Origin of the sequence: Streptomyces armeniacus (assembly GCF_003355155.1) — a bacterium.
GTDB classification, from domain to species: domain Bacteria; phylum Actinomycetota; class Actinomycetes; order Streptomycetales; family Streptomycetaceae; genus Streptomyces; species Streptomyces armeniacus.
The window spans coordinates 450,813-465,925 of record NZ_CP031320.1 but is presented as its reverse complement, the minus strand read 5'-3'; the positions used below and the strand labels follow the sequence as shown (position 1 = coordinate 465,925).

General features: G+C 74.6%; 14 protein-coding genes. 2 read left to right on the top strand and 12 right to left on the bottom strand.

Annotation, left to right across the window (positions count from 1 at the left end):
• Positions 1-50 precede the first annotated feature (50 nt).
• Genes DVA86_RS02030 through DVA86_RS02005 form a run of 6 tightly spaced genes read right to left on the bottom strand, consistent with a single transcriptional unit; the run spans position 51 to position 4,841 of the window.
• Positions 51-905 carry an urease accessory protein UreD gene (locus DVA86_RS02030; protein WP_245996266.1) on the bottom strand — a complete coding sequence of 285 codons (855 nt, stop codon included), beginning with the start codon at positions 903-905 and terminating at the stop codon, positions 51-53.
• A complete protein-coding gene (gene ureG, locus DVA86_RS02025; RefSeq protein ID WP_208875230.1) occupies positions 902-1,633 on the bottom strand; it encodes an urease accessory protein UreG in 732 nt (243 codons plus the stop codon). Before ureG ends, DVA86_RS02030 begins: the two co-directional genes overlap by 4 nt.
• Positions 1,634-1,681: 48 nt before the next feature.
• Complete coding sequence (locus DVA86_RS02020; RefSeq protein WP_208875229.1) at positions 1,682-2,422, bottom strand: urease accessory protein UreF; 741 nt, start codon at positions 2,420-2,422, stop codon at positions 1,682-1,684.
• Positions 2,423-2,432: 10 nt separating this feature from the next.
• Positions 2,433-4,214: an urease subunit alpha gene (locus DVA86_RS02015; protein ID WP_208875228.1), complete on the bottom strand. Its 1,782-nt coding sequence runs from the start codon at positions 4,212-4,214 to the stop codon at positions 2,433-2,435.
• Complete coding sequence (locus DVA86_RS02010) at positions 4,207-4,518, bottom strand: urease subunit beta (protein ID WP_208875224.1); 312 nt, start codon at positions 4,516-4,518, stop codon at positions 4,207-4,209. The genes DVA86_RS02015 and DVA86_RS02010 overlap by 8 nt, the downstream gene beginning before the upstream one ends.
• A gap of 20 nt (positions 4,519-4,538) precedes the next feature.
• Positions 4,539-4,841: an urease subunit gamma gene (locus DVA86_RS02005; protein WP_208875223.1), complete on the bottom strand. Its 303-nt coding sequence runs from the start codon at positions 4,839-4,841 to the stop codon at positions 4,539-4,541.
• Between the two features lie 203 nt (positions 4,842-5,044).
• Between DVA86_RS02005 and DVA86_RS02000 the strand changes: the two genes are divergently transcribed.
• Entirely contained in the window at positions 5,045-6,040 is a 996-nt protein-coding gene (locus DVA86_RS02000) for a zinc-binding alcohol dehydrogenase family protein (protein WP_208884305.1), read from the top strand.
• A 24-nt stretch (positions 6,041-6,064) separates the two neighbouring features.
• Here the strand turns inward: DVA86_RS02000 and thiI are convergent, their stop codons facing one another.
• The 4 genes from thiI to DVA86_RS01980 all read right to left on the bottom strand — a co-directional run bounded on the left by thiI (position 6,065) and on the right by DVA86_RS01980 (position 11,494).
• Entirely contained in the window at positions 6,065-7,387 is a 1,323-nt protein-coding gene (thiI, locus tag DVA86_RS01995) for a tRNA uracil 4-sulfurtransferase ThiI (protein ID WP_208875221.1), read from the bottom strand.
• 8 nt (positions 7,388-7,395) lie between these two features.
• Positions 7,396-8,139 (bottom strand): nucleotide exchange factor GrpE, encoded by a 744-nt coding sequence (gene grpE, locus DVA86_RS01990; RefSeq protein ID WP_208875220.1) that lies wholly within the window; start codon positions 8,137-8,139, stop codon positions 7,396-7,398.
• On the bottom strand, positions 8,136-10,094 hold the full coding sequence (gene dnaK / locus DVA86_RS01985) for a molecular chaperone DnaK (protein WP_208875218.1): 1,959 nt from the start codon (positions 10,092-10,094) through the stop codon (positions 8,136-8,138). Before dnaK ends, grpE begins: the two co-directional genes overlap by 4 nt.
• Before the next feature lie 245 nt (positions 10,095-10,339).
• Positions 10,340-11,494: an NAD(P)/FAD-dependent oxidoreductase gene (locus tag DVA86_RS01980; RefSeq protein ID WP_208875217.1), complete on the bottom strand. Its 1,155-nt coding sequence runs from the start codon at positions 11,492-11,494 to the stop codon at positions 10,340-10,342.
• Between the two features lie 113 nt (positions 11,495-11,607).
• Here DVA86_RS01980 and DVA86_RS01975 point away from each other — a divergent pair, with 113 nt between their 5' ends.
• Positions 11,608-13,251 carry a penicillin-binding transpeptidase domain-containing protein gene (locus DVA86_RS01975; RefSeq protein WP_208875215.1) on the top strand — a complete coding sequence of 548 codons (1,644 nt, stop codon included), beginning with the start codon at positions 11,608-11,610 and terminating at the stop codon, positions 13,249-13,251.
• A gap of 83 nt (positions 13,252-13,334) precedes the next feature.
• Here DVA86_RS01975 and DVA86_RS01970 read toward each other — a convergent pair whose 3' ends face one another.
• Positions 13,335-14,108 carry an AfsR/SARP family transcriptional regulator gene (locus DVA86_RS01970; protein ID WP_208875214.1) on the bottom strand — a complete coding sequence of 258 codons (774 nt, stop codon included), beginning with the start codon at positions 14,106-14,108 and terminating at the stop codon, positions 13,335-13,337.
• Positions 14,095-15,036 carry a class A beta-lactamase gene (gene bla, locus DVA86_RS01965; RefSeq protein ID WP_208875212.1) on the bottom strand — a complete coding sequence of 314 codons (942 nt, stop codon included), beginning with the start codon at positions 15,034-15,036 and terminating at the stop codon, positions 14,095-14,097. Before bla ends, DVA86_RS01970 begins: the two co-directional genes overlap by 14 nt.
• Between the last annotated feature and the right edge of the window lie 77 nt (positions 15,037-15,113).

Sequence of the window (15,113 nt, the reverse complement as noted above, 5' to 3'; positions counted from 1 at the left end):
GCGGGTCGGTCCGTACGGGCAGCCCGTACGAGCCCGGCCGGGCAGCCCGTTCAGCCGAGCAGCCCGTCCAGCGCCCCGTCCAGGACGCGGCGCACCTCCAGCGCGTCCGCGCCCAGCACCTGGACGAGGGCCGCGGGGCCCGCGAGCGGCGTGAGTGCCGCGTGGTCCCCGAGGAGCCGCGCGGTGGGCGGTCCGTCCGCGAACTCCGGGCGCACCACGACCAGTTGCCCCAGCGCCCGGTGCCCGGCCAGCACGGCCGGGCCGTCCCAGCCGCCGGGCGCGCCGGGGCCGCACGCCAGCTCCTGGTCGAGCAGGACGCGCCCGGCCCGGTGTACGCGCAGCCTGCTGGTGAGCCGTCCGGGCGCGGCGTCGCCCGCGCGGCCCAGCACCTGCTCCTCGCGCAGCACGAGCCGGGCGCGCGGGGCGAGTTCGGCGTACGTGGTGACCGCGAGGTCGCTGCCCTCCGCGGCGATCAGCTGCTCCGGCAGCCAGTGCAGGTCGGCGTCGTCGTCCACCGTGAGCCGTACGCCGTGGCGCGCCGCGTCACCGTGCCGGCCCGGCAGCGCGAGCGTGGCGGCGACGCTGCCGAGCCGCAGCCGCGCACCGGACCGTACAGCCGCCTCCACCGCGAACCGGTCACCGCCGAGCGGCCCGCTCATGGCGCCCACCAGCAGGGCGCGCGCCCACGTGCCGTCGGCGCGTACGCGCCGCAGGGCGAGCGGGCCGTCGCCCGCGAGGACGGGCAGCGCGGTGCCGCCGCGGCCGTCGGGGGCGGCGGTGACGCGGGCGGTGGCCCGTACGCCGCAGGGGGTGGCGGCGCGGGGCGCGTCCGCGCGCGCGGCGGCCGGTGCCTCCGCGCGCGCGGAGGCACCGGCGTCCGTACGGTCGCTGTCGGCCACGGTCACGGGCGCGCGGTCCAGGCCGTGTGCCGCGCGCGTACCCAGTCCGCGACTTCGCGCACCCCGCCGGGCGCGCGGAGCGACTGGAACACCACCGGCAGCGTGCCGCGCTGACCTCGGGCGTCGGCGGCCATCCGCGTCAGGTCGGCGCCGACGAACGGGGCGAGGTCCGTCTTGTTGACCACCAGCAGGTCCGCGGTGGTGACACCCGGGCCACCCTTGCGCGGGATGTCGTCGCCGCCCGCCACGTCGATCACGAAGACCTGCGCGTCGACGAGGCCGCGGGAGAAGGTGGCGGTGAGGTTGTCGCCGCCGGACTCGACGAGCACCAGGTCGAGCGGGCCCGTCTCGTCCTCCAGGTCCTCGACCGCCTCCAGGTTGGCGGAGATGTCGTCGCGGATGGCGGTGTGCGGGCACGCGCCGGTCTCCACGGCGGTGATCCGCTCGGGCGCCAGGACGCCCTCGCGCAGCAGGAATTCGGCGTCCTCGCGGGTGTAGATGTCGTTGGTGACGACGGCGAGGGACAGCTCGCCGCGCAGCGCGCCGCAGAGAGCGGCCACGGTCGCGGTCTTGCCGGAGCCCACCGGTCCGCCGAGGCCGACGCGCAGGGCGCGGCGCGTGCCGTCGGGCCGTACGGCGGAGCGCGCGCCGGACTCCGCGCCGTACGTGTGGCGTTCGCGCGGCTCGGCGGCGTGGCCGAGCGGGTCGAGCGGGTCGAGCGGGTCGAGATGCATGCTGCGCTCCTCGGGTCGTACAGGCGGTTACCGTGTGGGATGCGGTGGTCAGGAGGCGAAGAGGCGGACCGGCCGGCCGGCGTGCGCCTCCGCCCCGATCTCCAGCAGCGGTGCGGACGCGGCGGGCAGCGCGTCGGTGCCCGACTCCAGGGCGCGCCGCGCCGCTTCGGTGGCGTCCGCGCCGAGCCGGTCGACTTCCGGGGCGAGCCGGGCGAGCACGCCGGTGGCGTCGAACGGGTCCAGGCCGAGCAGCCGTACGGCGGCGGAAGCCGGGCCGCCGACGCTCTCGTACGCGGCGCAGTGCGCGGCGTCGGCGGCGCCGAGCCCGGCGGCGCGCGCCGTCAGCCCGAGAACGACGGGCTGGTGCGCGCCGCGGGGGCGGGCGGCGGCGAGCGCGTCGAACTCCGGGTGCGGCCAGGTGGCGCGGGCGACACGGAGCAGCTGGCGGCCGAGCCTGCGGGCGGTGCCGCGCAGGGCGGGGGAGGGTGTACGGGCGTCCGCGGCGTCGTCCAGCGCGAGCGGGTCGGCGCCGAGTGCGGCGGCAGCGGCGAGCGCGGCCGCGACCAGCCCGGCGGTGTGCAGCCGGCCGCGGCAGAACTCCGCGAGGGTCCGCGCGTCCACGACGCGGCCCGCGGCGACGGCGGCCTCCACGCCGCCGGAGTGCGCGTGGCCGCCCGCGGGGAACCGGCCGTCGGCCAGCACGAGCAGCGCCGTACGGGCGCCCTGCCGCACGGGCACCCCCTCTGGCCCCGGCTGCGGCACGGGCTGCGGTGCGTCGAGGGGCGGCATCAGAGGACCGTCAGAAGAGGAAGTAGCGCTGCGCGAGCGGCAGTTCGGCGGCCGGTTCGGGCTCGACGAGCTCCCCGTCGACGGTGACGGCGAAGCTGTCCGGCGTCACCTCGACGCGCGGCAGGGCGTCGTTCTCGCGCATGTCCGCCTTGCCGAGCCCGCGCGTGGAGCGGGCCGCCACCAGGCGGCGGCCGAGCCCGAGCCGTTCGGGCAGCCCGTCCTCCAGCGCCGTCGGGGCCACGAAGCCGAGCGAGACGGCGGCGGGCGCCCGGCCGTATCCGCCGAACATCCGCCGCGCCAGGACGGGTTGCGGCGTCGGGATGGACGCGCTGGCGTCGCCCGCCTGCGCGTACGCGATCTGGCCGCCCTTGAGCACGGCGTACGGCTTCACCCCGAAGAACGCCGGCTCCCACAGCACCAGGTCGGCGAGCTTGCCCGGCTCGACGGAGCCGATCTCGTGGTCGACGCCCTGCGCGACGGCGGGGTTGAGGGTGTACTTCGCGACGTAGCGCCGGATCCGCCGGTTGTCGGCGCGCGTGTCGCCGGGCAGCGGGCCGCGCCTGCGCTTCATCACGTGCGCGGTCTGCCACGTACGCAGCACGACCTCGCCCGCGCGGCCCATCGCCTGCGAGTCGGACGACATCATCGAGATGGCGCCGAGGTCGTGCAGGACGTCCTCGGCGGCGATCGTCGTCGGCCGGATACGGGACTCCGCGAAGGCGAGGTCCTCCGGCACCCCGGGGTTGAGGTGGTGGCAGACCATCAGCATGTCGAGGTGCTCGTCGACGGTGTTGACGGTGTGCGGCCGGGTCGGATTGGTGGAGCTGGGCAGCACGTTGGGCATCGACACCGCCGTGAGCATGTCCGGCGCGTGCCCGCCGCCTGCCCCCTCGACGTGGAACGCGTGCAGCGTACGGCCGCCGACCGCCGCGAAGGTGTCCGCGACGAACCCGGCCTCGTTCAGCGTGTCCGTGTGGACGGACAGCTGGGCGCCGGTCTCCTCGCACACGTCCAGGCAGGCGTCGATGACGGCGGGGGTGGCACCCCAGTCCTCGTGGATCTTGAACCCGAGGGCGCCGGCCCGCAGTTGGGCGTGCAGGGACGCGGCGTTCACGGTGTTGCCCTTGCCGAGGAATCCGACATTCACCGGGCTGGACTCCAGCGCGTCGAACATCCGGGCCAGATGCCACGCGCCCGGCGTGACGGTCGTCGCCTTGCTGCCCTCGGCCGGGCCGGTGCCGCCGCCGATCAGCGTGGTGACACCGGAGGCCAGGGCCTCGTCGATCAGTCCGGGGGAGATGAAGTGGACGTGCGCGTCGATGGCGCCGGCGGTGAGGATGCGGCCGTTGCCCGCGACGACCTCCGTCTCGGGCCCGATGACGAGCCCGGGGCCGACGCCGTCCATGGTGTCCGGGTTGCCGGCCTTGCCGAGCGCGGTGATCCGCCCGTCCCGTATGCCGACGTCGGCCTTCACGACGCCCCAGTGGTCGATCACCACGGCGCCGGTGACGACGGTGTCCGGCGCGCCCTCGGCACGCGTCACGCGGGACTGGCCCATCGACTCGCGGATCACCTTGCCGCCGCCGAACACCGCCTCGTCGCCGGCGCGTCCGGGGCCGCCGCAGCGGTCCTCCTCGATCTCGGCCAGCAGATCGGTGTCGCCGAGCCGGATCCGGTCGCCCGTGGTCGGCCCGAACAGGTCGGCGTACGCGGCGCGGGACAGCTCGGCGCGGGACGGTTCGGCGCGGGACAGGTCAGCGCGGGACGGTTCGGCGCGGGACAGCTCAGCCATCGAGCGCGCCTCCCGTCTCGCCGCGCAGCCCGTGCACCGTACGGCTGCCGGCCAGCGGTACGAGCTCCACCTCGGCGGGAATGCCCGGCTCGAACCGTACGGCGGTGCCGGCCGCGATGTTCAGCCGCAGGCCGTGGGCGGCGGCGCGGTCGAAGCCGAGGCCGGGGTTGGCCTCGGCGAAGTGGTAGTGGGAGCCGACCTGTACGGGCCTGTCGGCGGTGTTGCGTACGGTCAGACGGGTCACCGGGCGGCCCTCGTTGAGCGCCACGGGCGGCTCCGCGTACAGGATCTCTCCGGGAGTCATACGGCCGGTCACGCCGCCTCTCACACGATCGGGTCGTGGACGGTCACGAGCTTCGTGCCGTCCGGGAAGGTGGCTTCGACCTGCACGTCGTGGATCATCTCGGGGACGCCGTCCATGACGTCCTCGCGGGTGAGCACGGTGCGCCCGGAGGCCATCAGCTCGGCGACCGTACGGCCGTCGCGCGCGCCCTCCAGCAGGTGCGCGGTGATGAGCGCCACCGCCTCCGGGTGGTTGAGCCGCAGCCCCCGGTCGCGGCGCCGGGCGGCGACGTCGGCGGCCACGTGGATGAGCAGCCGTTCCTGCTCGTGCGGTGTGAGTTGCACGGCCTCCGCCTCTCCGTTCCCGCCGGCTCGCCCGCACCCGTGCGGGTACCGGTGACGGAGGTGCACGCTAGTAGTGGCGCGTTTCCGGTGGATTTCCGGTGCGTTACCCGGCCGACGCGCCGGGCCGGCCCGCCGCGGGGCGCCGTACGCGACGGAGGTGGCGCGTGAGGGACACCGGACCGGCGGGCGGGCTGCCCGCGACGATGCGGGCCTGGGTGGCGCCCGCCGCCCGCCCCGGCGCGCTGGAGCGCGCCGAACTGCCCGTCCCGCAGCCCGCGCCCGACGAACTGCTCGTACGGGTGCGCGCGTGCGGCGTGTGCCGTACGGACCTGCACGTACGCGACGCCGACCTGCCGCCACGCCTGGAGCGCGTCGTGCCCGGCCACGAGACGGTCGGCGAGGTCGTCGCCGCCGGGCCGCAGGCCCCGGGCCCGCCGGCCGGCACCCGGGTCGGCATCCCGTGGCTGCGCAGGACCTGCGGCACCTGCCGGTACTGCGCGCGCGGCAGCGAGAACCTGTGCCTCTCGTCCGCCTACACGGGCTGGGACGCGCACGGCGGCTACGCGGAGTACGCCACCGTGCCCGCTCCGTACGCGTACGAACTGCCCGCCGCCTACTCCGACGAGGAACTGGCCCCGCTGCTCTGCGCCGGGATCATCGGCTACCGCGCCCTGCGCCGCGCCGACCTCCCCGCCGGCGGCCGGCTCGGCATCTACGGCTTCGGCGCCTCCGCCCACCTCACCGCGCAGGTCGCCCTCGCGGAGGGCGCCGTCGTCCACGTCCTCACCCGCTCCCGCGCCGCCCAGGCGCTCGCGCTCGAACTGGGCGCGGCCTCCGCGGGCGACGCGTACGAGGGGCCGCCCGAACCGCTGGACGCGGCGCTGCTGTTCGCACCGGCGGGCGATCTCGTGCCGGTGGCGCTGGAGGCGCTGGACGGCGGCGGCACCCTGAGCATCGCCGGCATCCACCTCTCCGCCATCCCGCAACTGGACTACCAGCGCCACCTGTTCCGCGAGCGCACCCTCCGCAGCGTCACCGCCAACACCCGCAGGGACGGACGGGAGTTCCTCGCCGCGGCGGGCACGCACCGGCTGCGTACGACGGTCACGCCGTACGACTTCGAGCGCGCCGACGCGGCACTCGACGACCTCGCCGCGGGCCGCGTGAACGGCGCGGCGGTGCTGCGTATGCCGGGCTGAGCGGCGTACGGGCGGGGGCACGGGTCACGCGACGGACGGGCTGCCCGCTGCGGTCGCATCCGACTCGGTCGCGTCTGCCCCGGCCGTAGCTCCGGAGCGCGTGTCCTCCGGCAGCAGTACGCGGGTGCGCGCGAGCAGCCGGTCGACGGTGGCGTCCGGGTCCGTCCGGCGCTCCAGCCGGGCCAGCGCGGCGGGCGCGGCCCGCGTCGTCACGCGCGGCGGCACGAGCAGGGAGCAGCAGTCCTCGTCGTGCAGCCGGGAGATGTCCGCCGTGCCGATCCGCGCCGCCTCCGCCATGATCTCCGCCTTGTCCCAGCCCAGCAGGGGGCGCAGCAGCGGCAGTCGCGCGGCGTCGGCGACGGCCGTGAGATTGGCCAGCGTCTGGCTCGACACCTGCCCCAGGCTGTCGCCCGTCACCAGGGCCTGCGCGCGGAGCCGTTCGGCGAGCCGGTCGGCCGTACGCACCATCAGCCGCCGCTGCGCCACGATCTGCAGCTCACCGGCGCCCGCCGTGCGCAGCGCGCGCTGCGCCTCGCCCATCGGGACGGTGTGCAGCCGCGCGCCGCCCTGGAACCGGCCGAGCTCCCTGGCCAGCGCGTACGCCTTGTACGTGGACGAGGGCCCGGTGAACGGGGCGCCCGTGAAGTGCACGAACTCGCAGTGCAGTCCGCGGCGCATGGCGCGGTAGGCCGCCACGGGCGAGTCGAAGCCGCCGGAGAGCAGCACCAGGGCCCGGCCGCTGGCGCCGACGGGCAGACCGCCCTGCCCGGGCAGCCGCTCCGTGGCGACGAACACCTCGTGCCGGTCGACCTCGACGGTGATCGCCACCCGCGGCCCGCCCAGATCGACGGGCCAGCCCAGCTCCGTACGGACCGACTCGCCGACGTACGCGGCGAGCCGGTCCGAGGTGAGCGGGAACGTCTTGTCGCGCCGCCTGGCCCGTACGGCGAAGCTCGGCGGCGCGGAGGCGGCGGGGCCGCCGAGCGTGCGCGCGAGATGTACGGCCGCCGCGGCGGCGGCCTCGGGCGTCTTGGGCACGCGCAGCGCGGGCTGGACGACGCTGACGCCCATCACGCGCTGGGCGCGCGCCACGATCTCGTCGGGGAGACACGGCGCGTCCGCCGCGTCCGGTACGTCAGCCGGGGCGGGTGCGTCCGGCGCGTCCGGCAGAGCCGGTTCCGGGCAGACGACGAGCACGCCCCGGCGCCCGCGCAGCCGTACGGGGCGGCCGGCACCGGCCATGGCGCGGCGCACGTTGTCCCGCAGGCGCCGCTCGAACAGCCACTTGTTGCGGCCCTTGAGGGCCAGTTCGCCGTACTTCAGGAGCACACACGGCTCTCCCGGCATGTCACCCGTCACCTCTCCGTGTCGGTGGCGCCGTCAGCGGTCCCGCCGCTGTCGCCGCTGTCGCCTTCCGGTGGCGCCGGTTCGCCGACGGCGACCTGGGCCGGACGCAGCAGGTGGTCGCCGACCCGGTAGCCGGCGCGGAACACCTCGGTGCAGACGGCGTGTTCGACGTCCGCGCTGTACGTGTGGGTGAGCGCCTCGTGCCGCCGGGGGTCGAAGGGCTCACCGGGCGTCCCGAAGGACCGCATGCCCAGCGCGACCGCCTCCTGCTCGAGCAGGTCCGCGACCTGCGCGAAGCCTCCCGACACCTCGCCGTGTTCGCGGGCGCGGGCGACGGCGTCCAGCGCGGGCAGGAAGCGCCGCAGCACGTTGGCCACGGCGATCTCGCGCAGCGCGATCCGGTCCCGTTCCACGCGCTTGCGGTAGTTGTCGTACTCGGCCTTCAGCCGGCGCAGGTCGTCCAGGCAGTCGTCGCGCTCGACCGCCGCATCGCCGGAGGCGGCGGGTGCGCCGGACGTACGGGGCGCCGCCTCCGCCTCGGCCCCCTGCCCGGCGGCGTCGCGACGACCGGCCGCCGTGTCCGCCGTACCGGCCGTGTCCGCTGTGCCGGGGGTGTCCGGGGTGTCCGGGGTGTCCGCCAGGGCCGTACCGCGCGGCAGGGAGCCGGTGCCGCGCGGGGCACCGGCCACGGGCCGCAGCGGCCCGCGGCGCGGGCCTTCACCGGAGCGGTGGCCGGCCGGCGGGTGGTTCATGCGGCGCCTCCCTTCGCGCTGTCGCTGTCGTCCTCGTCCACGATCTCGGCGTCCACGACGTCCTCCTCGCCGGAGTCCGCGGCACCGCCGGAGCCCTCCGGGCCGCCCGCCGCTCCTGCTCCGGCTCCGGCGCCCGCCTCCGTACCGGGCGGCGTACCGGCCTGCGCGCCCTGCCGCTGCTCCTGCGCCTGCGCATAGAGGGCCGAGCCGATCTTCTGGCTCGCCTCCGCGACCTTCTCGGCGGCGGCGCGCAGGGCCGCGGTGTCCTCGCTCCCGGCCTCGGCCTTCTCGCCGGCCTTGAGCTGCTCCTTGAGGCCGGACAGGGCGGACTCGGTCTCCTGCCTGGCGTCCGCGGGGACCTTGTCGCCGTTCTCCCGGAGCAGGTTCTCGGTCTGGTACGCGAGCTGCTCGGCGTGGTTGCGGGTCTCGGCGGCCTCCCGCTTGCGGCGGTCCTCGTCCGCGTGCCGCTCGGCGTCGGAGACCATGCGGTCGATGTCGTCCTTCGGCAGGGCCGAGCCGCCGGTGATGGTCATGCGCTGCTCGCGGTCGGTGGCCAGGTCCTTCGCGGCGACGTGCATGATGCCGTTCGCGTCGATGTCGAAGGTGACCTCGATCTGCGGCACTCCGCGCGGCGCCGGGGGCAGCCCGGTCAGCTCGAACATGCCGAGCTTCTTGTTGTACGCGGCGATCTCCCGCTCGCCCTGGAAAGCCTGCACCGCCACGGACGGCTGGTTGTCCTCCGCCGTGCTGAACACCTCGGAGCGCTTCGTGGGGATCGTCGTGTTCCGCTCGATCAGCTTCGTCATGATGCCGCCCTTGGTCTCGATGCCGAGGGACAACGGGGTGACGTCGAGCAGCAGGACGTCCTTGACCTCGCCCTTGAGCACGCCGGCCTGGAGCGCCGCACCGATGGCGACGACCTCGTCCGGGTTGACGCCCTTGTGCGGCTCCTTGCCGGTGAGGTCCCGCACCAGGTCGGTCACCGCGGGCATCCGCGTCGAGCCGCCGACCAGGATGACGTGGTCCACCTTGGCGACCTCGATCCCCGCGTCCCGTACGGCCTGCTCGAACGGGCCCTTGCAGCGGTCCAGCAGATCCTGCGTCAGCTGCTGGAACTGCGCCCTGGTCAGCCTCTCGTCCAGATGCAGCGGACCCTCCGGAGAGGCGCTGACGTACGGCAGGTTGATCGTCGTCTCGGTCGCGGCGGACAGCTCGACCTTGGCCTTCTCCGCGGCCTCACGCAGCCGCTGGAGCGCCATCTTGTCCTTGGCCAGATCGATGCCGTGGCCGTTCTTGAACTGCTTCACCAGGTGGTCGACGATCCGCTGGTCCCAGTCGTCGCCGCCCAGCCCGGTGTCGCCCGAGGTGGCCTTCACCTCGACGACGCCCTCGCCGATCTCCAGCAGCGACACGTCGAAGGTGCCGCCGCCGAGGTCGAAGACGAGGACGGTCTGGTCGTTCTCCTCGTCCAGGCCGTACGCGAGGGCCGCGGACGTGGGCTCGTTGATGATCCGCAGCACGTTGAGGCCTGCGATCTCGCCGGCCTCCTTGGTGGCGGTGCGCTGGGAGTCGTTGAAGTACGCGGGCACCGTGACCACGGCGTCCGTGACGTCCTCACCGAGGTACGCCTCGGCGTCGCGCTTCAGCTTCTGCAGCACGCGGGCGGAGATCTCCTGCGCCGTGTACTGCTTTCCGTCGATGCTGCCGGACTCGGGGAAGCGCCAGTCGTCCTCGCCGATGTGCCGCTTGACGGACCGTACGGTGCGCTCCACGTTGGTGACCGACTGGCGCTTGGCGACCTCGCCGACCAGCAGTTCACCGCCCTTGGCGAAGGCCACGACCGAGGGTGTGGTGCGGGCGCCCTCCGTGTTCGCGATGACGGAGGGTTCGCCTCCCTCCAGCACGCAGACCACCGAGTTGGTCGTGCCGAGGTCGATGCCGACCGCGCGTGCCATGTCAGGTCCCTCCTCGCCGGCCGCGGCGCGACCCCGGCGGGTCGGTGCCGGTCTCGCCGCCGGCTCGATCACCGCGGCTCTCTGTGGGTGACGTCAAAATCCCTGATAAATCGTGCATAAGGCGTGCGCGGGGGCCTTGTCAAGGCAGTCCTGTGCGGCGTGCCAGACCCGTACGCGCGCCCTTTCCGCCGTACGAGGACGCCCGCCTTCCCGCCGTACCGGACGTGTTCCCGCCGCCCCGTACGTCAGTCGAACCGCCCCGGCCGGAACGGCGCCAGCTCGGGCACCCGTACGTCCTCCAGCAGCTCCCGCCCGGCGAGCTCCGCCAGGCCCGCGGCGAGGGTGACGCCGCTGTGGGTGACCACCACGTACGGGCTGCCGCCCGCGGGGCCGCCGTCCACCGCGGCTCCGTCCGCCGGGCCGACGGCCGGGAGCCCGTCGAGGGGCAGCGGCCGTACGCACACCGTCCGCTCCAGCACACGCGCCGTGGCGAGGGACGGCATGACGTGCCGGGCGCGCTCCAGCAGCACGCCGGCCCAGCGGTCCAGCTCCGCCTCCGGCGTGTGCAGGTCGACGTCCGCGTCCGCCGCCTCCAGATGCACCGTGTCCGCGCCGTGCGCCCGCAGGTGCACCAGCGGCGTGTGCGCGACGCGTACGGGCGGCGCCGCGACGGGGCCCACCCGTACGGCCAGGCCCGGCGCCTCCGAACCGGCCGACTCCGGCTCGACGACCGGCACCGGCCGCCCGGCCAGCCCGCTGACGCCCGGCGTCCAGCGGCCCGCGCAGCACACCAGGACGTCGCCCGTGACGCGGCCGCCGTCGGCGGTCGTCACCGACCAGCCGCCGTCACGCGTACGCGCCGCCGCCACCGCCTCCCCGGCCCCGGCGGTACGGAGCTCGGCGCCCGCGGCCACCGTGCGGCGGATCAGCCCGTCGATCAGCGGCTCGGTGAGCACGTACCCCTCGTCCGGGAACCAGGCCACCTCCGCGACGTCCGCTGGCAGCGCCAGCGCGGGCTCCAGCCGTGCCACCTCCCTGCGGTCGGTGACACGGGCGGCGTAGCCCCAGTCACGCAGCCGCGCCACCCGTCCGGCCAGTTCGCGGCGGCCGTCCTCGCAGGCGGCCCAGCGCAGGTTGCCCACGGGGCGGTACCACGCGCCGCCGTCCGCCACGGCCGCCAGCCGGGCCCACGCCTCCATGCCGTGGACGGTGAGGTCGTGGTAGCCGCGCGGGGTCTTGTTGTTGGAGTTCAGCCAGGCGAAGCTCCAGCGGCTGGTGCCCCGACCCGGGCGGTCCCGGTCGAGCAGGGCGACCGCCGCGCCCGCCGTGGCGAGCCGGTGCGCGAGCACCGTGCCGACGATGCCCGCGCCGATGACGACGTACCGCCGCTGCCGGTCCATGGCATACAACCTGCCCCGGATCCCGTCGCGGAGAACGCGCCGCGGGCATTCGCCGGGGGGCACGCTCCGGATGAAGAGAGCCGGAAGAGAAGAAGCCCTTACTGTGCGGCCGTATGGCGCACTATGACCATGACGACTACAGCTACGGGCCGAGACCGCCCCGCTCCCGGCGCCGGACCGTGCTGGGGGCACTCGCCGCCGTACTGGTGCTCACCGCGGCCGGCTTCTGGGGATACGGCCGGCTGTCCGGCGACGGCCCCGAGGACCCGCAGATCGCGGCGGCGCAGAAGCCGCTGCAGACATTCCTCGACGCGTGGGAGGCGGGCGACGCCAAGAAGGCCGCCGCGGTCGCGGACACCCCCGACACCGCGGAATCACTGCTCGAATCCGTCACCGGCAACCTGAAGCCCGAGCGGACGGAGATCTCCCTGGGGGACGGCGAGAAGCGGTCCGGCACGGACGTGCGTTTCCCGTTCACCGTGGAGATGGAGCTTCCCGGCGTCGGGGACTACTCCTGGGACTCCCAGGCCAAGGTGCAGAAGAAGGAGGGGAACTGGGAGGTGCTCTTCAGCACCCCGATGATCCACCCCAGGATGGTCCCCGGGCCGACCCTCGCCCTGGACCCCGCGGGCGACCGCGCCGCCGTCCTCGACGCGACCGGCTCCGAACTGGAGGCGGCGTCCCTCGTCGGCTCCGTCGACGAGAAGACCGGGAAAGGCGTCGCCGGACTCGAGGCCGAGTACGACAAGCAGCTCTCCGGCGGGGCGAAGAAGTCCGTGGTGATCGTGGACCGCGCGAACGGGAACACGGTCAAGACCCTGAAGAAGGGCGGCGGGAAGAAGGGCAGCCCCGTCAAGACCACCATCGACCCCGAAGTCCAGAAGGCCGCCGCGGAAGCGCTGGACGGGGTGACGAAGGAGGCGGCGATCGTCGCCGTCGACCCGCGCAACGGCCACGTACTCGCCGCCGCCAACAAGCCCGGCGGCATGAACCGCGCGCTGGCCGGCCGCTACCCGCCCGGCTCCACCTTCAAGGTGGTGACCGCCGCCGCGCTGCTGAAGGGCGGGATGAGCCCGGCGGACCGGGCCGACTGCCCGAAGTTCAGCTACGTCGACGGGCAGCGCTACGAGAACCAGGACCAGTTCACGCTGCCCGCCGGCACGACCTTCCGCGAATCGTTCGCCAAGTCCTGCAACACCTTCTTCGTCTCGTCCCGCGGCAAGCTCTCCTCCTCCGCACTGCACGACACCGCCGAGGCGTTCGGGATCGGCTCGACCTGGGACGCGGGCACCACCACGTACGACGGCAGCGTCCCGGTCAACACCAGCGACAACGACAAGGCCGCGGCCACCATCGGGCAGGGCAAGGTGCAGGCCTCGCCGCTCGTGATGGCCTCCGTCGCGGCGACGGTCAAGCAGGGCGAGTTCCGGCAGCCCGTGCTCGTACCGGCGGCGGCGAAGGACCGGCACAAGACCGGGGCCTCACTGGACGACCGCGTGCTGAAGGACCTGCGCTCGATGATGCGCGAGGCCGTCACCACCGGCGCCGCCTCGAAGCTGAAGGACGCGCCAGGGGAGACCCACGCGAAGACGGGCACTGCCGAGTTCGGCAACGAGACCCCGCCCCGTACGCACGCCTGGATGATCGGCTACCAGGGCGAGCGGAACGTGGCCTGGGCGGTGCTCCTCGCCGACGGCGGCTCGGGCGGCTCGGACGCCGGGCCGGTCGCGGCGGACTTCCTGGAGAACCTGGGGTGAGCGCGCGGGGGCGTACGGCCGGCGGAGAGCCCGCGAGGGGGCGGGCTCTCCACGGGCGTACGGGGGGCGGGGCGCATACCCGCTCAGAGGATTTCCTCGTCCCGCCGCAGCACACCGCGCATGAGGGACACCAGCGGCCGGCCGGGCGCCACGCCGATCTGCTCACGCAGGGCGCTCTCGGCGCGGCGGAACACCCGTATCGAATCGGCCGGGCGGCCCGCACGGTAGTACGCGCGCATCAGCCCGCCGTAGAGGTCCTCGCGCAGCGGGTCGTGGTCGAGGCGGTCGGAGAGTTCGGCGATGGCCTCGTCGTAGCAGCCCAGCTCTATCGCGACCAGCGCCCGCAGTTCGGCCGCCGCCGCGCGCTCCCGGTCCAGCGCCTCCGCGCGCAGCCGGAGGCCCGCCGAGGTGACGTCCGCGAGCGCAGGCCCCCGCCAGAGGCGGAGCGCCCTGTCGAGCCGGTCGCCGGCCTCCCGGAAGGAGCCCGCCGCGAACAGCGTGCGTGCCTCCCGCGCCTGCCGCCGGAAGACGGCGGCGTCGACGCTGTCCGCGGGCACGTCCAGCCGGTAGCCGGCGCCGTGGGAGGCGAGGGTGCCGCGGGGCAGGCCCGCCGCGTCCAGCGCGGTACGGATCTTCCACACGGTCGTCTGGATCTGGCCCGTCACCGTCCGCGGGGGAGCGGCACCCCAGGAGTCCTCGATGAATGCCTCGTTGGTGACCACGTGCCCGGGGCTCAGCGCGAGCGCCGCCAGGAACCGCATCTGCCGCTGGCCCCGCACCGGCACCGGCGTGCCCCCGTTGAGAAGGCAGACCGGGCCGAGGAGCCGTATGCCGGGCCGGCGCTCACTTGTAGACATCGAACGCTGCCTTCGCTGCGTCGGCGACGAGCGCGTCGTCGTACTCCGCGTCCTTGCTCTTGCGGTCCGACATCACCGCGAGCATGATCGGCGCGCGGCCGGGCGGCCAGACGACGGCGATGTCGTTGCGCGTCCCGTAGTCCGCGGCGCCGGACTTGTCGCCGACCTTCCACCCCTTGGGCGCGCCCGCCTGGATGAGCTTCGACCCGGTGGTGTTGGTCCGCATCATCGTGGTGAGGATCTTCCGCTTGTCCTCGGGCAGCGCCTTGCCGACGGTGAACGCCCGCAGGCTGCCGGCCATCGCCCGCGGCGTGCTGGTGTCCCGGATGTCGCCCGGCTTCGTCTCGTTGAGCTCCGGCTCGACGCGGTCCGAGTGCGTGGTGTCGTCGCCGAGCCGGCGCAGCGCAGCCTGCAGTTCGTCCGGGCCGCCGAGTTCGCGGAAGAGGAGGTTCGCCGCGGTGTTGTCGCTGTACCGCACGGCGGCGTCCATGGCCTCGCGCACCGTGATCCCCGACTCGACGTGCTTCTCCGTGACCGGCGAGTGCGGCACGAGGTCGCTCCGCTTGTACGTGACCCGCTTCTCCAGCTCCTTCACGGAGTCGCGCTGGAGGAGCGCGCCGGCGATGAGCGCCTTGAAGGTGGAGGCGAAGGCGAACCGGTTGTCGGCGTGGTAGGAGAGCTCGCGGCCCGTACGGGTGTCCACGGCGTACACGCCGAGCCGCGCCCCGTACTTCTCCTCGATACGGCCGAACTCCCGCTGCGCCTCCGCCGCCCCGGCCGCCCGCTCGGACGTCGCGGCGGCCGGCTGGGAAGCGGCCTCGTCGTCGGTGCCGCAGCCGGCGAGCGGAACGAGCACGAGGGCGGCGAGGGCTGCTCGCGTGGCACGTGGGAAACGCGGATCGGGCACAGGAATCCCCTTTGTCAGCATGTGACGACGATTGTCAGCGATTGACGTCCTTCAGCCCTCAGCCTCGCGAGGTCCGGCCATGCTGTCCAAGACAGAAC

What these genes read in the sequence shown, in the direction of transcription:
- DVA86_RS01980 (WP_208875217.1), bottom strand. Translation starts at nt 11,494, where the DNA reads ATGGACCGGCAGCGGCGGTACGTCGTCATCGGCGCGGGCATCGTCGGC.
- DVA86_RS01975 (WP_208875215.1), top strand. Translation starts at nt 11,608, where the DNA reads ATGGCGCACTATGACCATGACGACTACAGCTACGGGCCGAGACCGCCC.
- DVA86_RS02020 (WP_208875229.1), bottom strand. Translation starts at nt 2,422, where the DNA reads ATGCCGCCCCTCGACGCACCGCAGCCCGTGCCGCAGCCGGGGCCAGAG.
- dnaK (WP_208875218.1), bottom strand. Translation starts at nt 10,094, where the DNA reads ATGGCACGCGCGGTCGGCATCGACCTCGGCACGACCAACTCGGTGGTC.
- bla (WP_208875212.1), bottom strand. Translation starts at nt 15,036, where the DNA reads ATGCTGACAAAGGGGATTCCTGTGCCCGATCCGCGTTTCCCACGTGCC.
- grpE (WP_208875220.1), bottom strand. Translation starts at nt 8,139, where the DNA reads ATGAACCACCCGCCGGCCGGCCACCGCTCCGGTGAAGGCCCGCGCCGC.
- DVA86_RS02010 (WP_208875224.1), bottom strand. Translation starts at nt 4,518, where the DNA reads ATGACTCCCGGAGAGATCCTGTACGCGGAGCCGCCCGTGGCGCTCAAC.
- ureG (WP_208875230.1), bottom strand. Translation starts at nt 1,633, where the DNA reads ATGCATCTCGACCCGCTCGACCCGCTCGACCCGCTCGGCCACGCCGCC.
- DVA86_RS02015 (WP_208875228.1), bottom strand. Translation starts at nt 4,214, where the DNA reads ATGGCTGAGCTGTCCCGCGCCGAACCGTCCCGCGCTGACCTGTCCCGC.
- DVA86_RS01970 (WP_208875214.1), bottom strand. Translation starts at nt 14,108, where the DNA reads ATGTCTACAAGTGAGCGCCGGCCCGGCATACGGCTCCTCGGCCCGGTC.
- DVA86_RS02000 (WP_208884305.1), top strand. Translation starts at nt 5,045, where the DNA reads ATGCGGGCCTGGGTGGCGCCCGCCGCCCGCCCCGGCGCGCTGGAGCGC.
- thiI (WP_208875221.1), bottom strand. Translation starts at nt 7,387, where the DNA reads ATGCCGGGAGAGCCGTGTGTGCTCCTGAAGTACGGCGAACTGGCCCTC.